Source organism: Dyadobacter beijingensis DSM 21582 (assembly GCF_000382205.1).
In the GTDB taxonomy this organism is placed as follows: Bacteria; Bacteroidota; Bacteroidia; order Cytophagales; family Spirosomataceae; genus Dyadobacter; species Dyadobacter beijingensis.
In genome coordinates, this window is the sequence record NZ_KB907786.1 from 541,503 (window position 1) to 563,215 (window position 21,713).

Sequence of the window (21,713 nt, forward strand, 5' to 3'; positions counted from 1 at the left end):
TGGAATGCGGTTTTATACTAAATGCAGATGGTGGTAAAATAAGTCTATTAAATTTGTAGGATAAATAGATTATGGCTAAATTCGTATTCCGAAATCAGAAGACCCCTGGCATTATGTACTACGAAATTGAAGACGAACTAGGCAACGTTTCCACTTTACAGCTCAAACAGCGCGTTGCGGAAGAGCAGATCGAACCGCCGAAAGAAGGCGAACTGGCGCCGTTGTTCTACCTCCGCAACGAGGAAGGGCTGCCCGTTACCTCGCTGACTGCCGCGGCATCCGACAATGAATCGCGCTCGGTCCTGGACCTCGTGCATTTCAAACCCCTTGTGCTCAGTTTCTATTGTAATTGCTGGGGCAGCTATGCGCCGAAGCACCTCGAAGCCCTGAAAGCACTCGCGCCGAAGGTGGACGCGCTGGGCGGTCAGCTGCTGATTTTGACGAACGAATCGCAGAAGGAGATCGGTCGGATCGCCAGAAAGCTGGAAACTGAGCTGCCGATTTACCATGATAAAAATTACAATGTAGCGCGCTCATACGGCGTGTTTTCGGAAACTTCGCCGATCTGGGACCGCATTGCCGGCATTTCCGACGAGGTTTTCACGCCTTCGCTGTTCGTGCTGGGCCGCGACCGCCGCATCGGATATGCATTTGTAGACGAAAATTTTGACAATGCGCCGGATGCGAAGACGATCCTGAAAGCGATTTACGACGGCCGCTAGCCGATTTTACATACTTTGGCATTCCTACCGTGTCAGCCTGGCAACCATGCATTATCTTTGGTTTTGCCGCTGACACGGTATTTGTTTAACAGGATTTTGGGATATGTTATTGAAAAGCAGTTTGCGGTCCAAGCTCCCGAATGTGGGGACTACGATTTTTACCAAAATGTCGGCCCTGGCCGAGGAACACCAGGCGCTCAACCTGGCGCAGGGTTTCCCGGAATTCGACTGCGCACCGGCATTGCAGCGACTGGCCGACAAGTATGTGAAATCGGGCAAGAACCAGTATGCTCCCATGCCGGGCGCATTGCCGCTGCGGGAGGCCATTGCACGGAAAACTTTTGAAAGTTCCGCAAGGGATTACCATCCTGTTACTGAAATCACGATTACCAGCGGTGCCACGGAGGCATTGTTTGTGGCCATCAGCACGGTGGTGCATCCCGGCGACGAGGTGATTGTATTCGAGCCTGCATATGACAGTTACGTACCTGCGATCGAGCTCAGTGGCGGTATTCCCGTGTTCGTCACCCTCGACCCGCAATACGAATCCATCGATTGGCAGGCTGTACGAGCCCGCGTGACGGAAAAAACCCGCGCGATCGTCATCAATACGCCGCATAATCCTACGGGAAAAGTCTGGACGGCCGCCGATTTGCAGCAACTGGCTGCATTGGCCGAGGAATCCGACCTGATCGTGATCAGCGACGAGGTGTATGAATACATCGTTTTCGACGGCCGCGAGCATATTTCGGCGGCGTCGCTGCCTTCGCTGGCCGGGCGCACATTTGTGTGTGGTTCATTTGGTAAGACATTTCATACGACCGGCTGGAAACTCGGTTTCTGCCTTGCGCCGGCGCATCTCACGGCGGAGTTCCGGAAAATACATCAGTTCCTCGTTTTCAGCGTGGTGACGCCCTTTCAGTTTGCCGTAGCAGAATACCTGTCCGAGCCGGAGCATTATCTGTCGCTTTCGGCATTCTACGAGCGCAAGCGAGACCTGTTCAACGACGCTATTCAGGACATTGGTTTTACACTGAAACCTTCGGAAGGCAGCTTCTTCCAAAACGTTTCTTACGCACACCTTTCCGACGAAAAGGATACTACATTGGCCGAGCGGCTGACCCGGGAAATCGGCGTCGCGTCTATCCCGGTTTCTGCGTTTTATGCAGGGGAAACCGACTACAAAACGTTGCGATTCTGCTTCGCAAAGCATGACAATACGCTGGAAAAAGCCGGCAAATTATTGAAACAAGCACGTTGGTAAAAAGAATTGGAGGGAGAGAAGGCGTTGCTCACTTTCGGAAAAAGTCGTATCCTAATCTGACAAATTTCGGAAGTTATGAAAACGATACAATATCGCAAGTACGAGAATAACACCCCGCTGCGGATTGCGGCGGAGCCGGAAGTGTTGTATGTTGCCCGCAAAACGGTGGATTTGTTTCCCATCGGCCGTTTTCAGGAACTATCGGGCAAGCTGTCTTTTACTCAAATCGAATGGGCTGATATTCTGCACATTAGTGACAGGACTTTGCAGCGGTATCTCAAAGAAGGTAAGCCATTTGAAGGGCTTTACGCGGAGCATTTATACCAGCTCGAAAACATGTGCGAGCTCGGCATGGAAGTGTTCGGAAGCGTGGCGGCGTTCGGGGAATGGCTGCGCAAGCCGCGCGAAGTATTAGGGGAAACGCAGGATTTCACCACGTTGCGCTCGTTCTGGGGCGTGAAGCTGATCTGCAATGAGTTGGGTCGTATGGAGCACGGCGTGTACATATGATCGCCTACCGTCTTGCAGCCAGGGCATATATCGATGATTTTACGGGTAATGGGGCGAAGCTGTACGGCGGTCGCTGGAATCAAAACTCCTCTCCTGAATTCTCCTATTTTTTGAAAAGCAACGCCTTGATCGGCTGAATACGCGTGATGATCAGCGTCGGGATCAGCAGGATGAGCGCGGTGATGATGACGGTTACAATGTTTACTGTGATAAAAATAGCCCAGTCGAATACGATGGGTACGGTGTCCATGTAATAGTTGACTGGGTCAAGCGGGATGAGTTTGAACTGGTATTGCAGCCAGCAGAGCAGTAAGCCGCCTATATTGCCGATGATGAGGCCCTTGCGCACCATGTCCAGGCCCACCCGGAAAAAAATCATACGGATCTGCCCGTTGGGGCTTCCGAGCGTCTTCAGCAGACCGATGAGCGGCGTCCGTTCCATGATCATGACGAGCAGGATCGAAATCATATTGAAACAGGCCACGAAAAGGATCAATGTCAGGAACACGGCTGTGTTACGGTCGAGCAGGATGAGCCAGTCGAATATCTGGGGAAAAATGCTCGTCACTTTTTGCAAATAAAGCCCCGGTGGCAGCTCGCGGCGGAGCTGGTGCGTGACGTAGTCGAGGTCACGGAAATCTTTGAGATAAATTTCATAAGTACCTACCGAATCCGGGCCCCAGCCATTGAGCCGCTGCACGAGTCCTATGTCACCGATAATGAGGTTGTTATCGAATTCCTCCATTTCGGTTTCATATATTCCCGCCACCACGAGCTTGCGCGGGCGCGGCGGATTTTGCAGCGAATACATGATCACGTCGTCGCCGGTTTTCAGGCGCATTTGCGAGGCGATTTTCCGGCTGATCAGGATTTGCGATGAATACCCGTATTTGATCGACGACGAGTCGTTGCGCTCGATCAGCTTGCCTTCTACGAGGCTTGGTTTGAAGGTATTCCAATCGTAATCTTTTCCTACTCCCTTTAAAATCACTCCTTTAATCTCGTCGGGCGTTTTCAGGATGCCCGATTTATGTGCTACCGCCTGCCAGCGGAGTACCTCGGGAATGGTCGGGAGCACTTCCGAAACGGCGTTCTTGATGGGTAATGGCCCTTCCTCGTAGGTATTGCCCTGCGAAAATGCATTTACATTGATATGCGCGCCGAAAAGGAATATTTTTTGCTGAATCGTCTGCTTGAAACCAAGCAGCACGGCGAATGCGATGATCCCCACGGCGATGCTGATCGCGATACTGGCCACGCCGATCCGTGAAACCGTCGCAGAGAATGACCCTGCTTCGTTATGGCGAATGCGTTTGGCGATGAATGAGGGGAACTGCAAGAGGAATCTGTTCTTTAAATTAGTTGTTGACAAAAATAGGAAAAAACCTTACCGGTTCTAAAAACGCATTTTTTTATTAAGTTGCCTGCTTGAAAACATACTGCTATCCATGCCATTGATCAAAGTTGCTTCCGGAGTTGTAAACCAGACACCCATGGCCTGGGAGGCCAATACCCGAAATATCGTCGACGCGATCCGCGCGGCCCGGAGCCAGGAAGTAAGCCTGCTATGCTTGCCGGAACTTTGCATTTCCGGGTATGGCTGCGACGATTATTTCTTCGCGCCCGACCTGGTGGAGCAGGCGCAGCGGTGTTTGCTGGAAATTGCGGAAGAAACTGCGGGGATGGTCGTGGCGGTGGGTTTGCCGCTGCGGCATAATGGCAGCCTGTACAACGCCGCCTGCCTGATTTCGAACAAACAGATCGCGGGTTTCTATTGCAAGCAAAACCTGGCCAACAATGGTATTCACTATGAAGCGCGGTGGTTCAAGCCGTGGCAGCCGGGCGTGGTGGAGAGCATCGAGGTGAACCAGATGTTTTACCCGATCGGAGACGTGATTTTCGATTTGGCTACCGGACCTATCCTGGGCGGCTCGCATGGCGTGAAGATCGCGTTTGAAATCTGTGAGGACGGCTGGGTAGCCAACCGTCCCGCACGCAGGCATTACGAGCGTGGGGTCGACATTATCCTGAACCCCAGCGCGAGCCACTTCGCATTCAACAAGTTTATGGTCCGGGAGAAGCTCGTTGTGGATGCATCGCGCTCATTTTCTTGTAGTTATATTTATACCAATCTCCTGGGTAATGAAGCCGGCCGGGCCGTTTACGACGGTGACGCCATGATCGCTTCCAATGGTGATCTGCTGGCTTCGAGCCCGCGGTTCAGCTATGAGGATTTTGTGATCACCACGGCTGTTATCGACACGGAGTATACCCGCCTGAGCCAGGTGCAGAGCAAGATCGCGGCTCCGTCCAAAGAGCGCACATGGCGTGTACCAGCGCGGTTCGACTTCCCGGATATTGAACCGGTGCTGCCGCAAATACCCGAAATAGAGCCATTTGAAAAAGGCGGTGCATTGAAGGAAGAGGAATTCGCGCGGGCCGAATGCCTCGCATTGTTTGATTATTTGCGCAAGAGCCGTTCGAACGGCTTCACAGTTTCGCTCTCGGGCGGCGCCGACTCATGTGCGTGCACGGCGTTGTGCGGGCTCATGATACGGCTGGCCGATGAGAGCATTGGTATGGAGCGTTTCAAGCAGAAACTCGTTTACATCAAGGACATTCAGTCCGCTAAAACAGAGGAGGATTTGGCCAAAGTGCTGATCCACAATATTTACCAGGGTACGGAAAACAGCTCGGCAGATACGCTGGAATCGGCGCAATCGCTGGCTGAGTCCATTGGTTCTACGTTTTATAATGTGAATATCAATGGATTGGTTGAAACCTACAAAGGCTTGATTGAAGACCAGATCGGGCGGAAATTGACCTGGGAACAGGATGATATCGCGTTGCAAAACATTCAGGCGCGCGTGCGTGCCCCGGGCGTGTGGTTGTTGACCAACCTGTCTAACCACCTTTTGCTCGCTACTTCCAACCGTTCGGAAGCCGCCGTTGGGTATGCTACGATGGATGGCGACACATCGGGCAGTATCAGCCCGCTGGCAGGCATCGACAAGCATTACCTGCGCCAATGGCTCCGCTGGCTTGAAACCGTGGGCTGTGAAGTGAAAGGCAAGCACATCCGCATTGAAGGTTTGAAAAAAGTAAACAGCCTGCAACCGACTGCCGAACTGCGCCCGCTGGCGCAAACGCAAACCGACGAAGCCGATCTGATGCCTTACGAGTTCCTGAACGACCTCGAAGGGCTGGCGATCCGCGATAAGAAGTCGCCGGTGGAATGCTACCGAAACCTGTATGTACGCTACAAAGGTGTTTATAACGTAGAGCAAATCCTCGGCTGGACCGAGCGTTTCTTCAAGCTTTGGAGCCGTAACCAATGGAAGCGTGAGCGCTACGCCCCGTCCTTCCACCTCGACGATCGCAATCTCGATCCCCGTTCCTGGTGCCGTTTCCCGATCCTTTCAGGCGGTTTTGAAAAGGAACTAGCTGAACTAAGGGCTTATGTAAATGGCGCCGCGGTACAGAACGGGCGGAAACGGATTGGGTTTTAACCTTATATTTTATTCAAAAACCGGATCCCGGCCTGGAACCCGATCCAGCCGTAGGCCCGGGTGGAGCCGTCGGGTTTTTCGCCCAGCCAGATCGGCGAGAGGCCCTTTCTTCCTTCGGGATTGATCAGGCCGGAGTGTTCGGCGAAAAAGGTGTTGAGTGACGGGCCGGCGAACAGGGCGAAGCGGGAGCCGAACTTCTTCTCAATTCCCAATGCGAATTTGACGATGCCCTGGTGGATACCGTCGGCATTTTGGTTGTCCAGGAACACGACGCTGCCGGTGAGATCGGCGTTGGTGCTCCAACCTTTGCCGAGGTTTTGGGCCGTTCCGAAGCCGTAGCCAATGGTGATAAGCGGCTTATCCTTCGCGAGGCCATTGAAGCCGAGGTTGAAGATGTTGTAAAACCAATGCACGCCCGTTTTAAAAGCCGTATTGAAATAATTGAACTCGTCGGTCGAGAACTCGTAGCGCCTGTAACCATTGCTGTGCACCCAGCTGAATAGCCCGAAAGGGACGGTAGCCGTGGAGTCGGAGTAGTTGACGAAGCCTATCTGGTGCCCTTTCTTAACGGTATGCGCGTAATTGTAGCCGGCTGAAAACTGGTAGCCGTTTAATTCCCCCACCACGACATTACCGACGCCTGCCACCTGGAATCCCCTGAAATTACGGCCGGTATAGTTGAGTAAATGCGTTCCCTGGAAGCCCGTGAAGTTACCCAGCGTCATATTCAGGACATTGGCATACTGAAAACCCGTTACATTGTTGCCCACCACATTGCTCACGCCGGCGAGCTGGAAACCCGTCACATTCCCGCGTACGACGTTGATCAGACTGCCGACCTCAAATTTGGATACGCCCAGCGAGTATCCCGCAATGAGGTTAATCGAGTACTCATTGACAATGTTACCGCTTAGCTCATGATTCGTACCCAAAAATGGCAGTACGGATGCCTGAAACGGGGCATAGAGCGTGTCTTCGATGTTGCGGGTATGCACCGCCTGCTTAGCCGACGCGAACGCGCTCACGAATTTGTTTTGAACCACGCGGGCTTTTTTTCGCAGGTTCTCATAGTCGGTCCAGGAAAGGCTGCGGGAACCGGTGGTACTGTCGAGGAACATCGTATCGCGCGGCAGATCCACTTTCGCTAATTCAAACTGTGGAATGGCGACTTTCGTATGCAGCGAATCCACCTGTACGGGCGTGTGTGTGGCGACTTTCCCGGCAATCGGTTTTAAGGTGTCGGGGTTGAGTGAAATCTGTAAATAGGTGTCTTTGCGCGTCGGAATGGGAATGGATTTGCCGATATAATCTTCCTTCCGCACTTCCAGCCTTAACCTGGGATGCGTCGCCGGAAGGCGGATTTTGTAATAACCGTATTGATTACTGACGGCCGAAGCCAGCGTTACCGACTCGAAAATACTGGCATTGGCCAGTTTTTTGCCGGTTTTGTTATCGATAATGTAGCCGTTCAGGTCGAAGTTTTCAGGTTCTTCGGGCTTGTCCACAGCCGTACTTTTTTGCAGGATAATGTATTTGCGGCGCTCTTTGAATGTGACTTTGTCTTTAAAAATGGCCGTCAGTATCTCGCGAATGCTCAGGTTTACGGCCTGAATGGACACCCGGCTTTTGATATCGATCATGTCCGGGCTGTACGAAAAGCTGAACCCGCCGAGATCGCCGATTTTTTGGAGCGTCTCGTCGAGCGGCTGGTTCGTTACTTTCAGTGTAATGCGCTTTTCCAGCAGTTCCTGCCCCATGGAATGGCCGGGGAGCAGGCAAATGCAGATACACCAGCATGCAAGTCTGTAAAGTAGTTTCAAAGCAGGATAACTTCAAGTTGTTTACTGGCAACCGTTTCCATCGAGCCAATACACTTTTCCTTCCTTGCGCAGGTTCAGGTCGAGCGTTTCGGCGATCACGGACAGCGTGGCGTCTACCGGTTCTTTTTCAAATCGGATCGTGAGCCTGCATTGCGCGATCTTGTCGTTGGAAAGCCGCACGTCCACGTGGTAGCCGTCGCGGATGGAGCTCACGACGTCTTGCAGATCGGCCGCGTTGAATTCATAAATCTGCGTGCGGTAACCCATCATATTGATATTCGCTTGCAGGCTGCGTATCGAGTCTTTCAGTACTTCCGCACTCTGCCCTTTGACCAGTTCCACACGGTGCGCATCTTTGCTCACACGTACTTTTCCGGTTGCAACATCCACACGTACAGGTGCTTCGTTATATGCTTTTACATTGAATGACGTGCCGAGTACGCGGATTTCCGTTCCATTGGCCTGGATCACAAACGGGTGGGCGGCATCCGGTTTCACATCGAAAAACGCCTCTCCCTGCAAGGAAACCGTGCGCAGGTCGCCATTGAAGTTTTCAGGGTAGGTCAATGTCGAATTGTAATTGAGAAATACCTTCGTGCCGTCGGGTAAAAGCTGTTCGGTGGTATTGTCGGTCGTCGCTACCTGACGCGATTCGGGCTTCTTCTCCGACATTAAGAAGAACCATCCGAATGCGGTCACGAGAATGGCGATCATCGCGGCCGCCCAAACGGTTACCGGCAACCGCCGCTGCCGCACCCCGGGCCGGAACTCGATCGTTTTGGTCTCCCGGACAACTTCTTCCGGTAAGATTGCCGGAGCCTTATTCTCCGACATTTTACCCTTCATTTTCTTCCAGGCTGCGTCCGTATCGACGGTCGTCCGGGACTTCTGCATAGACGCCGTGTGGTCCCAGATCAGCCGGTATGCCGCCAGTTCGCGGGCATTCGCTTCCGAGGCTGCGAGCCATGTTTCTACTTCATCTCTTTCGGACTCCGAAGCTGTATCGGCCAGGTAACGTGCCAACAGCTCCTCCGATATGTTTGCATGAGAATTCATGTTTACGATCTGATTAACTGTTCAACAATGCTACCAAACAACCAAAGCGTCACTGGCAGGTAATCCGCCAGTTCCGTGCGCAAGATCTTCAATGCCTTTCCTATCTGATTTTCCACCGTTTTAATGGATATTCCCAACTGATCTGCAATTTCCTGATATTTCAATTCCTCAAAACGGCTCAGTCTGAATGCCTTCTGGCATTGCTCCGGCAAGGTGCTCACCGCTCTTTCAATGCGTTCTTCGAGCTCGCTGGCGTGGATGACCTCCGTCACCGAGTCGTACGACTGGCTTGTAAAATGAAGCGTATAATCTTTGTGAGCTTCGCGTACCGTCGCGTGTTTGAAGCGGTTCAGACAATGGTTATGCACTGCGCGGTACAGATAAGATTTGAGCGAAAGGGTGATTTCGAGCTCTTCCCGTTTTTCCCAGATCGTCAGGAATACCGTTTGCACGACTTCCTCGGACTCTTCTTCATCTTTGAGCATCGAGCAGGCATAATTGCACAGCCGCGGATAATAGGTGCGGAATGTCTGCTCAAAAGCCTGTTCATCGCCCCGCCGTATCGCGCTGACTATTTCTGGGTCGGAAGAATGCACCGTTATCTGTTTTTGATTTTCGGTCAAAAATAGATAATCTCTTTCGATTAGCGGTTCCGGATATAGAAGAGCGGTCATTTTGGATGTCCTTTGGATTGAGACAACTTGCCCCGTGTTTCCCCCTATCAGAAATTTTATTTTTTTAAATAGGGGGAATCAGGGGGCCGCTTGTCATAGCTCCAAACATCTTTTAGCCATGAAACGAATTTTTCTAGCATTCACCATTGCCCTGGCCGGTGCGCCGTTTTTTCAGTCTTGTGTATATATTAACAAGGACGAGGACATCCCGCCGCGCGGCGAAACGACCCGCACTTACGATTTCCGAAACTTCGACGAGCTCGAAGTAGGCGATGCCATCCGCGTACATGTGGTCGCCGGCGCATCTTTCAGCGTGGAAGCGACGGGCGAGCGCAACGACCTCGACGACCTCAATTTGTTCGTCCAGGACGGAAAACTGACCGCGCGCTATAAAAACTCGTGGCGAAAACGCCAGCGGATGGATATCAATATCACCATGCCCGATCTGGCAGGAGTCGATTTTTCAGGCGCGGTGAATGCGACGATCGACGATTTCGAAAACCTGCCCAGCATTGAAATCGAGCTTTCCGGTGCTTCGCAATGTGATTTTGAGGGCTATGGTACCAATTTGAAATTCGATATCAATGGGGCTTCGCAACTGAACCTGTTTGGTAAAATGAAGTTCCTCGACGGCGAAGCATCCGGTGCGTCGCAGCTCAATGCATTCGACCTGCAGGTGGAAGAGTCGGACCTGGAAGCTTCGGGCGCGAGCAATGCGAACGTGTGGGTGACGCGCCTGCTGGACGTGAAGGCGTCGGGTGCGAGCACGGTCCGGTACCGCGGCAACCCGAAGGTCGAAAAGGAGGTTACTGGTGGGAGTAATGTCCGGGCCGATTAGGCGGTTCAGGGAATCATTCCGTATTTGGCACGGGCCTGCGCTTTCGACATGCCGTCGAAATGCCACCATTCCGTGGTATTGACCTTGAATCCCACCTGGGTCATCACTTTTCGTAAAAGCTGGCGGTTTTCGATCTGTTTCGCCGTCAGCTTTCCTTTTTGCAGCATTTCCTGCTCCGACCGCGGGTAGGCGAGCGGGCCGAAATAGTCAAATTTCGTGCCCATATCGAGCGGAATGCCTTTTTCATCGGCAATGGTGAGGTCTATCGCGCAGCCGAAATTGTGGTTCGAACCGATTTTGGGATCGGCTACATATTGCGTTTTGCTGCGGGCCGGGATTTTCAAATGGTCCAGTGCATTCCACAGATCGTACTGGGCAGCATTGGGGCGCGCTGCGTCATAGACCAGCAATTGGTAGCCGGGCTTCTGCTTTTTGAGCAATGCGCTGGCTTTGGCGAGGCGCCTGGCCATTTCGGGTTGCAGGTACGCACGCGTGAGCTCGCCGTACACGTCGCGCCCGATGAAGTTATCGGTAGTAGAATATTTCAATTCCACTAAAATATCCGGGTCGACTTTTTGAATATCCACCAGCCCGCGATCTACCATTTTCTGCTCGATAGCGGGAAGTGACCGAGGGGACTGGGCGATGCCAGGAACGGTCGCGAATGTGAGTAACAGCAGGTTTAGTGTGGTTTTAAGCATAAAAAAAGAATATCTCTGCAAGGCTGCAAAGATATTCTTTTTTAAATGGAATGGCGGGTTGCTTAGTAACGCTTGATGTTGATACTGGTCAGGCCGCCTTCGTAATGTACAATCACTTTTTTAGCGGCTGTATCGAAATTCGAAGAGCGGTAAACCCCGTTGCCGACGCTATTCATACCGTCCATGCTTTTGGCATTCAGCGCGCCGTCCATCCGCATTTCGCAGCCGACGGATTCCGGGATTTCCACGGTTACCGAGGCCACTCCCGCTTCGATTTCCACGACGGCCATCGGGAGCTTATCGCCCAGGCGTAAGTCCATATCGGCCACGCCGGTGCTTACTTTGAGTTTTTCAACCTTATAGTTGCTGAAATCGAAATCACCTTTGCCGGCGCCTATACCGAGGTCGATATTCCAGATCGGTTTTTCGTTCAGCTGGATTTTCGCCTGATTGGAAATCTCGCCGTTTTTGATCTTCACATTGCCTTCTTCCATTTTCAGCGAAACGGAGGCGGTGTTGTTCAGCTTGTTCACCGAAGTGCTTGATTTAAAGCCAACAACCGTGCTTTTTGTAGATGCTTCGAACAATTTGGCAGTATTGCCATTCAACGTGAACGACCCGGCGCCGCCTTCGAGGTTGAAGCTGGCTTTCTGGATAAAATCCTCCATTTCATAATTGTAAGAGCCGTTAACGGGCCGGTCGCCGCTTTTCCAGCGCTCTTTCCGGTAATCGTCGTCGCGGTCGTCGTCGTCACCTTCGTCGTCGTTGTCTTCGTCGTGATGATGGTCGTAATTGTCGTCATCGTCGTCGTGCCACCCGAAATTCCAGTTATCGCCGTGATTATCGATTGCCTGGTGGGTTTTATTGACAATCCCGCCGAAAACGGACAGCGTAATGAGCAGCGCCACAATGCCGCCCGATCCGCGTTCGCGGCCTGCTGCCATCAGGATGGCGCCCGCGAGGATGAGGAGCACCGGCCAGTAGGGCAGCACCGCGTCCCAATCGATATTCAGCAGGTTCATACTTCTGAGCAGCCAGATCACCCCGAGAATGATCAGCAAACCGCCCCAAACGATACCACGTGAGTTTCTCATGATTTTTAGATGTTTGAACGGTTAGCATTGTCGGCATTCAGGTAGTTGCGCAGGAGCAGCAATCCGCCGGTGACAATCAGCATAATGGGCCAGAAGAAGCGTCCGAAATCGAAGGCGGTCAGTTCTTCGATGAGGAACAGCGATCCGATTACGATAAGGATCACGCCCCAGAAAATGTTTTTGAAATTCATGGCTGTATGGTTTTAGGTAAATGCAGGAGGTAATGCCTAGTTGACTTTAATAATGTCGTCGTCGCCGTTGTCCGGTTTTTTCAGTTCCGGATCTTCCGGGAAATGCGTTCCGGAAGCGGGGCTGGGAGAAAACGGCGTGTAAGGCTGCGGATCGGGGCCGGGATCGACGGGTTCCACGGGCGGTGGCGTGGTCGGGTACACGGTCGAATTGGTTTCCTGCTGCTTGTCGCGCTGCCGAAGGATGAGGAATGCCCCTACGGCGATCAGCACGATCGGCCAAAAGTATTTTTTAAACTGGTACCAAACCGGCAGATCGTCCACTAACATCAATGCACCAAAGAAAATCAGCACCCCGCCGAGGATCAGCATGGTTTGATCAGACCGTTTCTTATCGAAAAGCGGGTCTGCGGGTTTGGAAGGCTCGGAACCGAACGCGGTGTGCGTCGTGTACACTTCACCTGCGGGGCCGGTAGGCAGCACTGCCCATAGGATAATGTATATCAGACCGGTCATTCCAAAACCCGGGGGCAGTATCGGCAGCGCCATTACAACGAAGATCACGCGTACGATCACGACGTCAATTGACAGATACTGAGCGACCCCCGCGCAAACTCCTCCAAAAACAGCCTGGTCAGGTATGCGATGCAATTTCTTTTCCATGATTAGCTTAGTGTTTATTTGTAATCAAAGGTAGTATGTAATGCAAGATACTGTAAACCGGAAAATTATTATCGGCGGGAGAGCGTGTTAAGCGGATATTTTTAGTGAGAATGTGTTTGAATGCGTGAAAAACGGCGCTTATTGCTCTTCCAGCGCTTCCAGAATGTCCATCATCGAGCCGAAATCCTTGTAACCGGGACGGATTTCATCGCTTCCGCGCAATGCGATACCGATGTTCGGCAGCAGCTCGGTCAGCGCGCTGACGGTAAATTCATTATCCAGCCCGAAGCCTACGAGCACGGGATACTCCGCTTCGATTTCCGTCAAAACCTGCATCCAGGCCTCGGAAAGCTCGGCTTCGTTGTCGCTTTCAAGCAGGAAGTGCGTCACCTCGCCCTCGTAGCGGCTCAGGATCGGGTTGATTTCGCCGGGATCGTACAGATCGACACTGATGCGCAGCAGTAACGGCAGGGCCAGCTCGGCGCGGAGGTAGTTGAGCAATCCGGGGTCGTTGACCTGCACCGCATGCACCGGATAGTCGGCCAATGCGCTCAGGATGCTGTCGGGATCGGTCTTGGCAGTCTCGGCGACGAGCGTCACGCCGGCCAGCCAGGAGCAAATGTCCTCGAATTTTTTGGGAGAAATATAATGGGGAGAATCTTCGTCAATAGAAAAACCAAGCATTTCAACGCCCATTCCCGCACAATAGCGTGCGTCGGAAAGGTTGGTTACATTGCTGATTTTTACGGTTTTAGTAAGCATTGGGTAAGTGCAAATGCGGCTATTCGCCCGGATGTTCAAAAATTACACCGCAAAATTAGGCAAAACCCGTAAAAGTCAGCTAATCTTTCCTGCATGGAGTTGGTCGATCGGGAAGATAAGGTCCCAGTCTTTTCCCCAGACGATGTTGCCGCTTTCGATTTTGAATTTTTTGAAATGGGCTGGGTTTTTGTACTTATCGTATTGCAGATGCGGATGCTCTGCAAGAAAGGGTCCGAAGTCAACGACCTGTTGGGTCAGGTCCGAAAAGCTGATCCGGATTTTGTAGTCCGATATGTATTGTGCGTCAACTACCCTGGTCATAGCCGCCTGGTTATTTTCAAACTTTTGACTTTCTTTTTCAACACAAAGAAATCAGTCCATTTATTCACAGTGTCCTGTGCATAATGCTCGACAACTTTCTGCGCTTCCTGAAGCTGCGCCGAAGGAAGAGATGCTTGTCCGGTCGTTTTGCGTATTCGAACCTCTTTTAAGGCGCCATTTTCAAAGTAGATCTCGAAACGCTCTCATATTCATCGTACGAAACGTGGATATGAATAGGAAGGTGCTCATTGGAATAAAAATAAAATATCATTCCGAAATATTCGAGGATTTCTGGCATAGTAGTGTATGTAACCGCGTTTCCAAAACTAGCCAATACCTGTTACAAAAAAACCGGGCGTTGCCGGCAATGAGCAGCCGGCAACGCCCGGGTAATCAAACGGTCAGCGAAAGTTACTTCGCGGAGAATTTGTACTTCGTAGTCGTCTTATACGTCTCGCCTGGTTTCAGTTCTGTTGTCGGGAACTGGGGCTGGTTGGGGGAGTCGGGGTAATGTTCGGTTTCGAGGCAGAGACCGAAACGTTTGACGTAAGTGGCGCCTTTGCCTTTGAGAGAGCCGTCGAGGAAGTTGCCGGTGTAGAACTGAACAGCCGGCTCGGTGGTGAACACTTCCATGACGCGGCCGCTTTCGGGCTCGTGTACGGTCGCGAATTGTACCAGGCCGTCGCCGCTGCGCTTCAACACCCAGCAGTGGTCGTAGCCGCCACCGGCTGCTATTTGCTCATCCTCGGTTTTGTTGATACCCGCCCCGATTTTCGTCGCTTTACGGAAATCGAACGGCGTTCCTTCCACGGCGCGGAGCTTGCCGGTAGGGATGAGCGTGGTGTCTACGGGCACGATACTGTCCGAGGCGAGCGTCACTTCATGGTCGAGAATGTCGCGTTTCAGGCCGGTGAGGTTGAAATACGAGTGGTTGGTCAGGTTTACGACGGTCGGTTTGTCGGTAGTAGCCGTGTAGTCGATCGTCAGCGCATTGTCGTTGTCCAATGTGTACACCACTTTTACCGTCAGGTTGCCGGGATAGCCTTCTTCCATATCCTTGCTGGTGTATTCGAGCTGCAATCCTACGATCGAATCCTGCTTGATCTCCGTCGCTTTCCAAAGCACCTTGTCGAAGCCTTTGGTACCGCCGTGCAATGCATTAGGACCGTTATTGATCGCCAGCGAGTACTCCTGACCATTCAGTTTAAACTTCCCTTTGGCAATGCGGTTGCCGTAACGGCCCACCAGCGCACCGAAGAACGGGTGCCCGCTCAAATAAGGCGGCAGCGAGTCGAAACCCAGCACCACGTCGGCCCATTCGCCTTTTTTGTCGGGCGCGGTCAGTTTGGTGATGATCCCGCCGTAGTTGGTAATGTTCACGGTCATGCCGTTGGCGTTGGTCAGTGTGTACAGGTCGGCCTGCTGGCCGTCGGGAAGCTGGCCGAAACCTTCTTTGGAAATAGTACTGATCATTTTTTCTTCATTCTTGGTTTTTGAGCAGCTGAAAATGGCCAGGCCAACCAGCGCGGTGAGTAAAAAAGGGATTCTTCTCATAGTCAAAGGTTAAGAGTTTGTGTAAATGGTCAGGTTATGCCAATGCAACTTCCTCGGTGCCGTCGGTGATTTTCACGCGGTAGCAAGGCAGGTCAATATTGTATTTTTCAAGATAAGCCTGCTTCATTTTAGCTTCGAATGCATCCACGGCATCCTTCTTCACGAGGTTGATCGTGCAGCCGCCGAAGCCGCCGCCCATCATCCGCGCACCGAGTACCGAGTCGTCGTCCAACGTCTGCACTACCAGGTAGTCGAGCTCGGGGCAGCTCACCTCGTATTCGTTCTGCAATCCGAAATGGGTTTCATACATTTTCTTACCAAAATCGGGGAGATTACCTTGTACCAGCAGGTCGCAGGCATCCTGCACACGCTGGATTTCCTCCGTCATGAACTTGGCGCGGCGGTATACGACGTCGCCCATTTCGTCCTTATGCGCTTCTACCAATGCAGGCGTGGCATCGCGGAGGCTGAGCACGTTTGCATCGTATTGCTGCAGAATGGCTGTCGCCTTTTCGCATTCCTGCCGGCGCGTGTTGTATTCGGAACTCGCCAGAGAATGCTTCACCATCGTGTCGCAAAGCACGATCAGGTAATCGTCCATCGGGAACGGGAAGTATTCGTATTCCAGTGAACGGCAGTCGAGGCGGATCACCGATTCTTCTTTCCCGAATGCCGAAGCAAACTGGTCCATAATGCCGCATTGGACGCCTACGTATTCATTTTCAGCCTTTTGTGACATTTTGACAATGCTGAAACGGTCGAGGTTCAATCCGTATATTTCGTTCAATGCAAAAAGCAGGCAGCATTCCAGTGCCGCCGACGACGACAGACCGGCGCCCACCGGTACATTACCACCGAATGCCGCCTGAAAACCGCCGATTTTCAAACCTTTCTTGTAAACCTGCTCGATAATGCCCAGCTGGTAATGCGGCCACGATTTCTCAGGTTTGGACAAATCGTCCAATGCAAAAGAATAGGTCTGGTCGAGGTCCGCGGCGTAGAGGATCACCTGATCGTCCTCGCGCGGCGCAATCACGAAATACACGGCCTTATCGACGCTGGCGGGTAGTACGAAGCCATTGTTGTAATCGGTATGCTCGCCGATGAGATTAATGCGGCCGGGGGAGCGAAAAACGCGCACCAACTCGCGGGTAGCGGTGCCGAACTTTAAAAAATATTTATCCTGGATACCTTCTGCGATATCGGTTTCTGTCAGTAGCATTTCAGTTTCGGTCGGTTTAATAGCCTTTTACAAGGTTCACTTCATTGGCGATGGCGACGCCATTTTGTATAGCCAAAATATTATTGAGAAATAAATCTACTTTCCCCATATGCTCATTTTTATGACCACCGCCCGTGTGCTGGGTGAGAATCACGTTTTCCATTTGCCATAATGGGCTATCAGCCGGTAACGGCTCGATCTCCGTCACATCGAGCACGGCGCCGTCGAGTTTGCCCGACCGCAGCGCGTCGATCAATGCATTTTCGTCCGTCGTACTGCCGCGTCCGACGCTCGCATATACGCTGCCGGTTTTCATGGCCGCGAGGAATTCTGCATTCACAAAATGCTGCGCAGTACCCGGTAGTGTATTTATAACCAGTTCTGCATGAGGTAGTTCTGCGAAAAGGTCTTCTTTGCTGCGCAGGTCGGCCTCGGGCGATGTGCGGGCCATCAGGTGGGTGGTGCAGCCCAATCCTTTCAAAATCGCATTGACGGACTGCCCGATCGTTCCCGCTCCGAGCACGATCACATTTTGTTTATACAAAATCTTCAATTCCGCACGCAGCGGCGTACCGATCCATTCTGTTTTTTGCTTTAAAAGCGTCAGCCGGTCGATTCCGCGGTACAATGCCAGTACGCCGCCGACGATCGACTCCGCGCACGGACGGGCAAACCAGTCGCCCATATTAGCCGTTTTAATGGCTTCGGGGATCGTAATCGATGCATATTGGTCAAATCCGGCCGAATCGAGCTGCCAGAATTTCAGGTTCGCAGGGACTTGTTCAAACCAGGCTACGGGCGGGTTGCCGAGGATGTAATCGGCGGTGGAAAACCAGGATTTCAGTTCTTCGGAACTGGCGGTTTCGCTGCGGAAATGGATCTGATGCTGCGGGCTGAGCGCTTCGCTCAGTTTGGCGTTAAGCGGGGCGTCGAGTAAGGAATGGCAGTATATGATCATTGACTGTTTTTGTTTTAAAGAAGCAATGTAAAATGATTTACCGGGGCATTATCAAATCCTTTTCAAAATCTTCCCGGCCCGCGACACAAACGCGGCCGACTCGAATTCGATCGATTCCTCGATCAATACCCGCAGCTCCTTGCGGATTTCGGGGTAAATTTTCGAAAGGTTAAAAAGAATGGTCAGGCAAAAAGTCCGTATCGCGATCGCCAGCTGGCGGTTACCGACGATCTCGAATGCGGCGTCCATCAGTTCACCGTGAAACTCGTCCGGAATGCGCACATCCTGCAAAATGCGCGCGCTGTTGCGGATAATGGCATCGTGGACGTCCGTCCGTTTCAGCTGGCCGATGAGCACGCCGATGTACGGTCTGATGAGCTCCGGGTGCATGTCCGTGGCCAGGCTTACGCTGTAAGCTGCGCGCTGCGCGAGGCGGTACTCGTCCGACTCGAAGCAATGCATGAGCTCCCTGAATGCCTCCGGCGAGGTGCAGGCATATTCGGCCACCTTCGTTGCCTTCCATTTGGATTGGTACGGATCGGCCAGCAGTTCGTGTCGGATATCCATCGGTACAAATGTTAAATGCAAATGCCCCACACTTCGGCAGGGCATTCGCAGGATTCTCCGTCAGGTCGATCTACAATTTGATCTCGCCGACCATATCTTCCGGTTTCACCCACGCATCGAACTCTTCCGGCGTGAGGTAACCCAGCGCAACAGCCGTTTCTTTCAGCGTAGAGCCATTTTTGTGGGCAGTCTGCGCAATTTCGGCCGCTTTGTAATAACCGATTTTGGTATTCAGGGCCGTCACGAGCATGAGCGAGTTGTTCACGTGCTTTTTGATGTTCTCGTGCAATGGCTCGATTCCCACGGCGCAGTTATCGTTGAACGAAACGCAGACATCGCCGATCAAACGGGCAGAATGCAGGAAGTTGTAGGCCATCAAAGGTTTGAACACGTTCAATTCGAAATGGCCGTTTGAGCCGCCGATGCCGATCGCCACGTCATTACCCATTACCTGTGCGGCCACCATCGTCATGGCTTCGCATTGGGTAGGGTTCACTTTGCCGGGCATAATAGAGCTTCCCGGCTCATTATCAGGGATATGGATCTCGCCGATACCCGAGCGAGGGCCCGACGACAGCATACGGATGTCGTTGCCGATTTTCATCAGGCTCACTGCCACGGTCTTCAATGCGCCGTGCGCTTCCACAATCGCGTCGTGTGCTGCGAGGGCTTCGAATTTGTTTTCAGCAGTGATAAACGGCAGGCCGGTCAATGCGGCAATATGGCGCGCTACGTTCTCGGAATAGCCGGGAGGGGTATTGATGCCCGTTCCTACCGCCGTACCGCCCAACGCGAGCTCGGAAAGGTGCGCCAATGTGTTGTGGATGGCTTTCAAACCGTGGTCCAGCTGCGAGGCATAGCCCGAAAACTCCTGGCCGAGCGTCAGTGGGGTAGCGTCCATAAAGTGCGTACGACCGATTTTAACGACATTCTTAAACGCTTCCGCCTTCGCTTTCAACGTGTCGCGCAGCTTCACAATGCCCGGGATTGTTACGTCCACGAGGATTTTGTATGCCGCAATGTGCATCGCGGTAGGGTAGGTGTCGTTCGACGACTGCGACTTGTTCACATCGTCGTTCGGGTGTAAAAACTTGGTTTTATCGGCCAGTTCGCCGCCTTGCAGCACGTGCCCGCGGTAGGCGATCACCTCGTTGCAGTTCATGTTCGACTGCGTTCCCGAGCCGGTCTGCCATACTACCAACGGGAACTGGTCGTCGAGCTGGTCGGTGAGGATTTCGTCACACACCTGGCCGATGAGGTCGCTTTTTTCCTGGGGCAGAATGCCCGCCTCGAAGTTGGTGATAGCGGCTGCTTTTTTCAGGAATGCGAAGGCTTTGATGATTTCCTTCGGCATTTTATTGATATCCTGGGCGATAGGAAAGTTCTGGATTGAGCGTTGGGTTTGGGCGCCCCAGTATACATGGGCAGGCACCTGCACTTCGCCCATCGTGTCTTTTTCTATACGGTATTCCATTTTTGAAGTAGAATGATAATGTAAAATGAACAATGCGCGGTAAAGTTAGGCCTGGCTTTGCAGTTTCCGGCGTTTTTTTTGGATAAATGTTCAGGCCTGTAAAAAGAATGTTTAGATTGGCGCGCCGACAACCTGAACCCCGCTTTTCATGACTCCCAAAATCAATATTTACCCCGATTACGCATTCATGAGTTCGGCCGCCGCCGGGCGCGTCATCGACCTGATGAACCACAAACCCGAGGCGGTCATCTGCTTCCCGTCGGGCAGCACGCCGAAGGGCATGTTCGATGCATTGGTGAAAGCCAACCAGAACGGCCGCGTCGATTTTTCGAAATGCATTTTCATCGGTCTCGACGAATGGATCGGCCTGGGCGCCGGGGACGATGGCAGCTGCCGTGACCTGCTGGACCGCGATTTCCTGAAACCGATCGGCCTCCGCGCAGACCAGATCGTCTTTTTCGACGGTAAAGCCTTCGACCCGCAAGCCGAATGCGACCGCGTGAATAAGATCGTCGATAGCCTCGGCGGCCTGGACCTGATTGTATTGGGTGTAGGCATGAACGGCCACCTTGCCCTTAACGAACCCGGCACGCCCTGGGACACCTACGCCCACATTTCGGAGCTAGACCCTATTACGGTTAAAGTCGGACAAAAATATTTCAGCCAACCGACCACCCTCACCCGCGGTATTACAGTTGGCATCCGTCACATCCTGGAAGCCCGGTCCGCGATTTTGCTGGCATCCGGCACCGCCAAAGCCCCCGTTATCGAGCGGGCGCTGGCATTTCCCGTCTCCCAGGATTTCCCGGCGACGGTTTTGCAGAACCATCTGAATGCGGAGCTGATATTGGACGCGGATGCAGCGGGGTTGATTTCGTAGCGGGTTGTAAATTGGAGGATGAATGTTAATCGGATTTGCAGATGGCAACTGCTAGTTCAAACAGAAAAGAAAGACTATTACTCGACGTTCTTGTTACCACGGTTCAAAAGCATGCTTTGATGAGTGTAATCAAAGCGCTTGATATTGATGTAACGGAGCGTGTCTCATCAGAAGAGGAGGAAGACATTGCCTTGATGGCGGCAATGGAAGAGGGTTAAAAAGTGGCATCGCGACGGAACAAGAAAAGAACGATTTCGAATCATTTCTTTCCGGCAAATAATGTATGAAGTATGATTTAACGAGTGCATTCATTCAAGACGTCAAAAAATCTCCCTCGGATATTCAGTCACAAGTCAAGGCTTTGATTGATAATATTAAGGCTGCGGACCGTTAGCCGAATTGCAGCATGTCAAAAAGATGAAGGGACATTCGGATACGGAATCACTTTTCAACCTCCCGTTACAACCCCAATTCAGATATTTTATCCTATTGGCACTTCTAATTTTTCCCTACTTCACTTAAATCGCCCCCCTGTTTCCCCCCGAATACCCCATACGCCTAAATTTGACGCAGTTCTTTGTGAACGCCCGTCAATCGGGATGGTGGTTTTTGCTTTTGGTGCCCTCAGCCAAAGTAGAGCAGAACAAAAAGGAACCGTGTGCAAATCACGGGCAGTCGTGCTACTGTAAGTGTCCGTTCCGGGATTTCCGGGACCAATTTTTACCCTCGCGACCCATTGCAGCGCCCCGGCGCGGCGAGAAGGGCGGTAAAAATGACGCAAGCCAGGAGACTTGCCACCATCCTCAATGGCTTTTCCCTCACGGGTGGGGAACCGTCAAGTATTGATTTACCACATTTTATGGCAGTAATGCAGGCTTCCCGGCCGGTTCGGGGGAACTGTGTTGGTTCGTTTCGCCGGGTAGCAGCGTGTTGCCG

Annotated in this window: 23 protein-coding genes and 1 riboswitch; of the genes, 7 read left to right on the plus strand and 16 right to left on the minus strand. The window is 52.3% G+C overall.

The window, feature by feature from the left end:
* The first annotated feature begins 113 nt into the window (after nucleotides 1-113).
* From H144_RS0102325 to H144_RS0102335, 3 genes are all read left to right on the plus strand, one after another.
* Complete coding sequence (locus H144_RS0102325; RefSeq protein ID WP_157504411.1) at nucleotides 114-722, plus strand: redoxin domain-containing protein; 609 nt, start codon at nucleotides 114-116, stop codon at nucleotides 720-722.
* Between the two features lie 103 nt (nucleotides 723-825).
* Complete coding sequence (locus H144_RS0102330) at nucleotides 826-1,986, plus strand: methionine aminotransferase (RefSeq protein WP_019940420.1); 1,161 nt, start codon at nucleotides 826-828, stop codon at nucleotides 1,984-1,986.
* A gap of 75 nt (nucleotides 1,987-2,061) precedes the next feature.
* A complete protein-coding gene (locus H144_RS0102335; RefSeq protein ID WP_019940421.1) occupies nucleotides 2,062-2,496 on the plus strand; it encodes an Xre family toxin-antitoxin system antitoxin in 435 nt (144 codons plus the stop codon).
* Between the two features lie 103 nt (nucleotides 2,497-2,599).
* Here the strand turns inward: H144_RS0102335 and H144_RS0102340 are convergent, their stop codons facing one another.
* The gene (locus H144_RS0102340) at nucleotides 2,600-3,835 is read right to left on the minus strand and encodes an ABC transporter permease (protein WP_019940422.1); all 1,236 of its coding nucleotides are present in this window, start codon (nucleotides 3,833-3,835) and stop codon (nucleotides 2,600-2,602) included.
* Nucleotides 3,836-3,944: 109 nt separating this feature from the next.
* Here H144_RS0102340 and nadE point away from each other — a divergent pair, with 109 nt between their 5' ends.
* Nucleotides 3,945-6,005 carry an NAD(+) synthase gene (gene nadE, locus H144_RS0102345; protein WP_019940423.1) on the plus strand — a complete coding sequence of 687 codons (2,061 nt, stop codon included), beginning with the start codon at nucleotides 3,945-3,947 and terminating at the stop codon, nucleotides 6,003-6,005.
* A gap of 2 nt (nucleotides 6,006-6,007) precedes the next feature.
* Here the strand turns inward: nadE and H144_RS0102350 are convergent, their stop codons facing one another.
* Genes H144_RS0102350 through H144_RS0102360 form a run of 3 tightly spaced genes read right to left on the minus strand, consistent with a single transcriptional unit; the run spans nucleotide 6,008 to nucleotide 9,504 of the window.
* Nucleotides 6,008-7,825, minus strand: a complete 1,818-nt coding sequence (locus H144_RS0102350; protein WP_033402350.1) for an STN and carboxypeptidase regulatory-like domain-containing protein — start codon at nucleotides 7,823-7,825, stop codon at nucleotides 6,008-6,010.
* 21 nt (nucleotides 7,826-7,846) lie between these two features.
* Nucleotides 7,847-8,881, minus strand: coding sequence for a FecR domain-containing protein (locus tag H144_RS0102355; protein ID WP_019940425.1), 1,035 nt, complete (start codon nucleotides 8,879-8,881; stop codon nucleotides 7,847-7,849).
* 2 nt (nucleotides 8,882-8,883) lie between these two features.
* The gene (locus tag H144_RS0102360) at nucleotides 8,884-9,504 is read right to left on the minus strand and encodes an RNA polymerase sigma-70 factor (RefSeq protein WP_019940426.1); all 621 of its coding nucleotides are present in this window, start codon (nucleotides 9,502-9,504) and stop codon (nucleotides 8,884-8,886) included.
* Between the two features lie 169 nt (nucleotides 9,505-9,673).
* On the opposite strand from H144_RS0102360, the gene H144_RS0102365 reads away from it, so the two are divergent.
* Complete coding sequence (locus tag H144_RS0102365; RefSeq protein ID WP_019940427.1) at nucleotides 9,674-10,393, plus strand: head GIN domain-containing protein; 720 nt, start codon at nucleotides 9,674-9,676, stop codon at nucleotides 10,391-10,393.
* A gap of 5 nt (nucleotides 10,394-10,398) precedes the next feature.
* Here H144_RS0102365 and H144_RS0102370 read toward each other — a convergent pair whose 3' ends face one another.
* The 12 genes from H144_RS0102370 to fumC form a co-directional block, all read right to left on the minus strand.
* Entirely contained in the window at nucleotides 10,399-11,094 is a 696-nt protein-coding gene (locus tag H144_RS0102370; protein WP_019940428.1) for a M15 family metallopeptidase, read from the minus strand.
* Between the two features lie 62 nt (nucleotides 11,095-11,156).
* Nucleotides 11,157-12,188 (minus strand): toast rack family protein, encoded by a 1,032-nt coding sequence (locus H144_RS0102375; protein WP_026350353.1) that lies wholly within the window; start codon nucleotides 12,186-12,188, stop codon nucleotides 11,157-11,159.
* A gap of 5 nt (nucleotides 12,189-12,193) precedes the next feature.
* Nucleotides 12,194-12,379: a LiaI-LiaF-like domain-containing protein gene (locus tag H144_RS0102380; protein ID WP_019940429.1), complete on the minus strand. Its 186-nt coding sequence runs from the start codon at nucleotides 12,377-12,379 to the stop codon at nucleotides 12,194-12,196.
* 36 nt (nucleotides 12,380-12,415) lie between these two features.
* Complete coding sequence (locus H144_RS0102385) at nucleotides 12,416-13,039, minus strand: PspC domain-containing protein (RefSeq protein WP_033402351.1); 624 nt, start codon at nucleotides 13,037-13,039, stop codon at nucleotides 12,416-12,418.
* A gap of 138 nt (nucleotides 13,040-13,177) precedes the next feature.
* Complete coding sequence (locus H144_RS0102390; RefSeq protein ID WP_019940431.1) at nucleotides 13,178-13,801, minus strand: beta/alpha barrel domain-containing protein; 624 nt, start codon at nucleotides 13,799-13,801, stop codon at nucleotides 13,178-13,180.
* A 75-nt stretch (nucleotides 13,802-13,876) separates the two neighbouring features.
* The gene (locus H144_RS0102395; RefSeq protein ID WP_019940432.1) at nucleotides 13,877-14,122 is read right to left on the minus strand and encodes a DUF2442 domain-containing protein; all 246 of its coding nucleotides are present in this window, start codon (nucleotides 14,120-14,122) and stop codon (nucleotides 13,877-13,879) included.
* Between the two features lie 166 nt (nucleotides 14,123-14,288).
* Entirely contained in the window at nucleotides 14,289-14,420 is a 132-nt protein-coding gene (locus tag H144_RS35050) for a DUF4160 domain-containing protein (protein ID WP_084599901.1), read from the minus strand.
* Between the two features lie 113 nt (nucleotides 14,421-14,533).
* Entirely contained in the window at nucleotides 14,534-15,676 is a 1,143-nt protein-coding gene (locus H144_RS0102400; protein ID WP_019940433.1) for an aldose epimerase family protein, read from the minus strand.
* A gap of 34 nt (nucleotides 15,677-15,710) precedes the next feature.
* The gene (locus tag H144_RS0102405; RefSeq protein ID WP_019940434.1) at nucleotides 15,711-16,898 is read right to left on the minus strand and encodes a galactokinase; all 1,188 of its coding nucleotides are present in this window, start codon (nucleotides 16,896-16,898) and stop codon (nucleotides 15,711-15,713) included.
* A 16-nt stretch (nucleotides 16,899-16,914) separates the two neighbouring features.
* The gene (locus H144_RS0102410) at nucleotides 16,915-17,856 is read right to left on the minus strand and encodes a D-2-hydroxyacid dehydrogenase (RefSeq protein ID WP_019940435.1); all 942 of its coding nucleotides are present in this window, start codon (nucleotides 17,854-17,856) and stop codon (nucleotides 16,915-16,917) included.
* Nucleotides 17,857-17,907: 51 nt separating this feature from the next.
* Complete coding sequence (locus H144_RS0102415; protein ID WP_019940436.1) at nucleotides 17,908-18,423, minus strand: HEAT-like fold family protein; 516 nt, start codon at nucleotides 18,421-18,423, stop codon at nucleotides 17,908-17,910.
* A gap of 70 nt (nucleotides 18,424-18,493) precedes the next feature.
* Nucleotides 18,494-19,897 carry a class II fumarate hydratase gene (gene fumC, locus H144_RS0102420; RefSeq protein WP_019940437.1) on the minus strand — a complete coding sequence of 468 codons (1,404 nt, stop codon included), beginning with the start codon at nucleotides 19,895-19,897 and terminating at the stop codon, nucleotides 18,494-18,496.
* Nucleotides 19,898-20,045: 148 nt separating this feature from the next.
* On the opposite strand from fumC, the gene H144_RS0102425 reads away from it, so the two are divergent.
* Entirely contained in the window at nucleotides 20,046-20,777 is a 732-nt protein-coding gene (locus tag H144_RS0102425; protein WP_019940438.1) for a 6-phosphogluconolactonase, read from the plus strand.
* A 41-nt stretch (nucleotides 20,778-20,818) separates the two neighbouring features.
* On the plus strand, nucleotides 20,819-20,995 hold the full coding sequence (locus H144_RS34195) for a hypothetical protein (RefSeq protein WP_019940439.1): 177 nt from the start codon (nucleotides 20,819-20,821) through the stop codon (nucleotides 20,993-20,995).
* 374 nt (nucleotides 20,996-21,369) lie between these two features.
* Nucleotides 21,370-21,590: riboswitch (cobalamin riboswitch) on the plus strand.
* The last annotated feature ends 123 nt before the right edge of the window (nucleotides 21,591-21,713 follow it).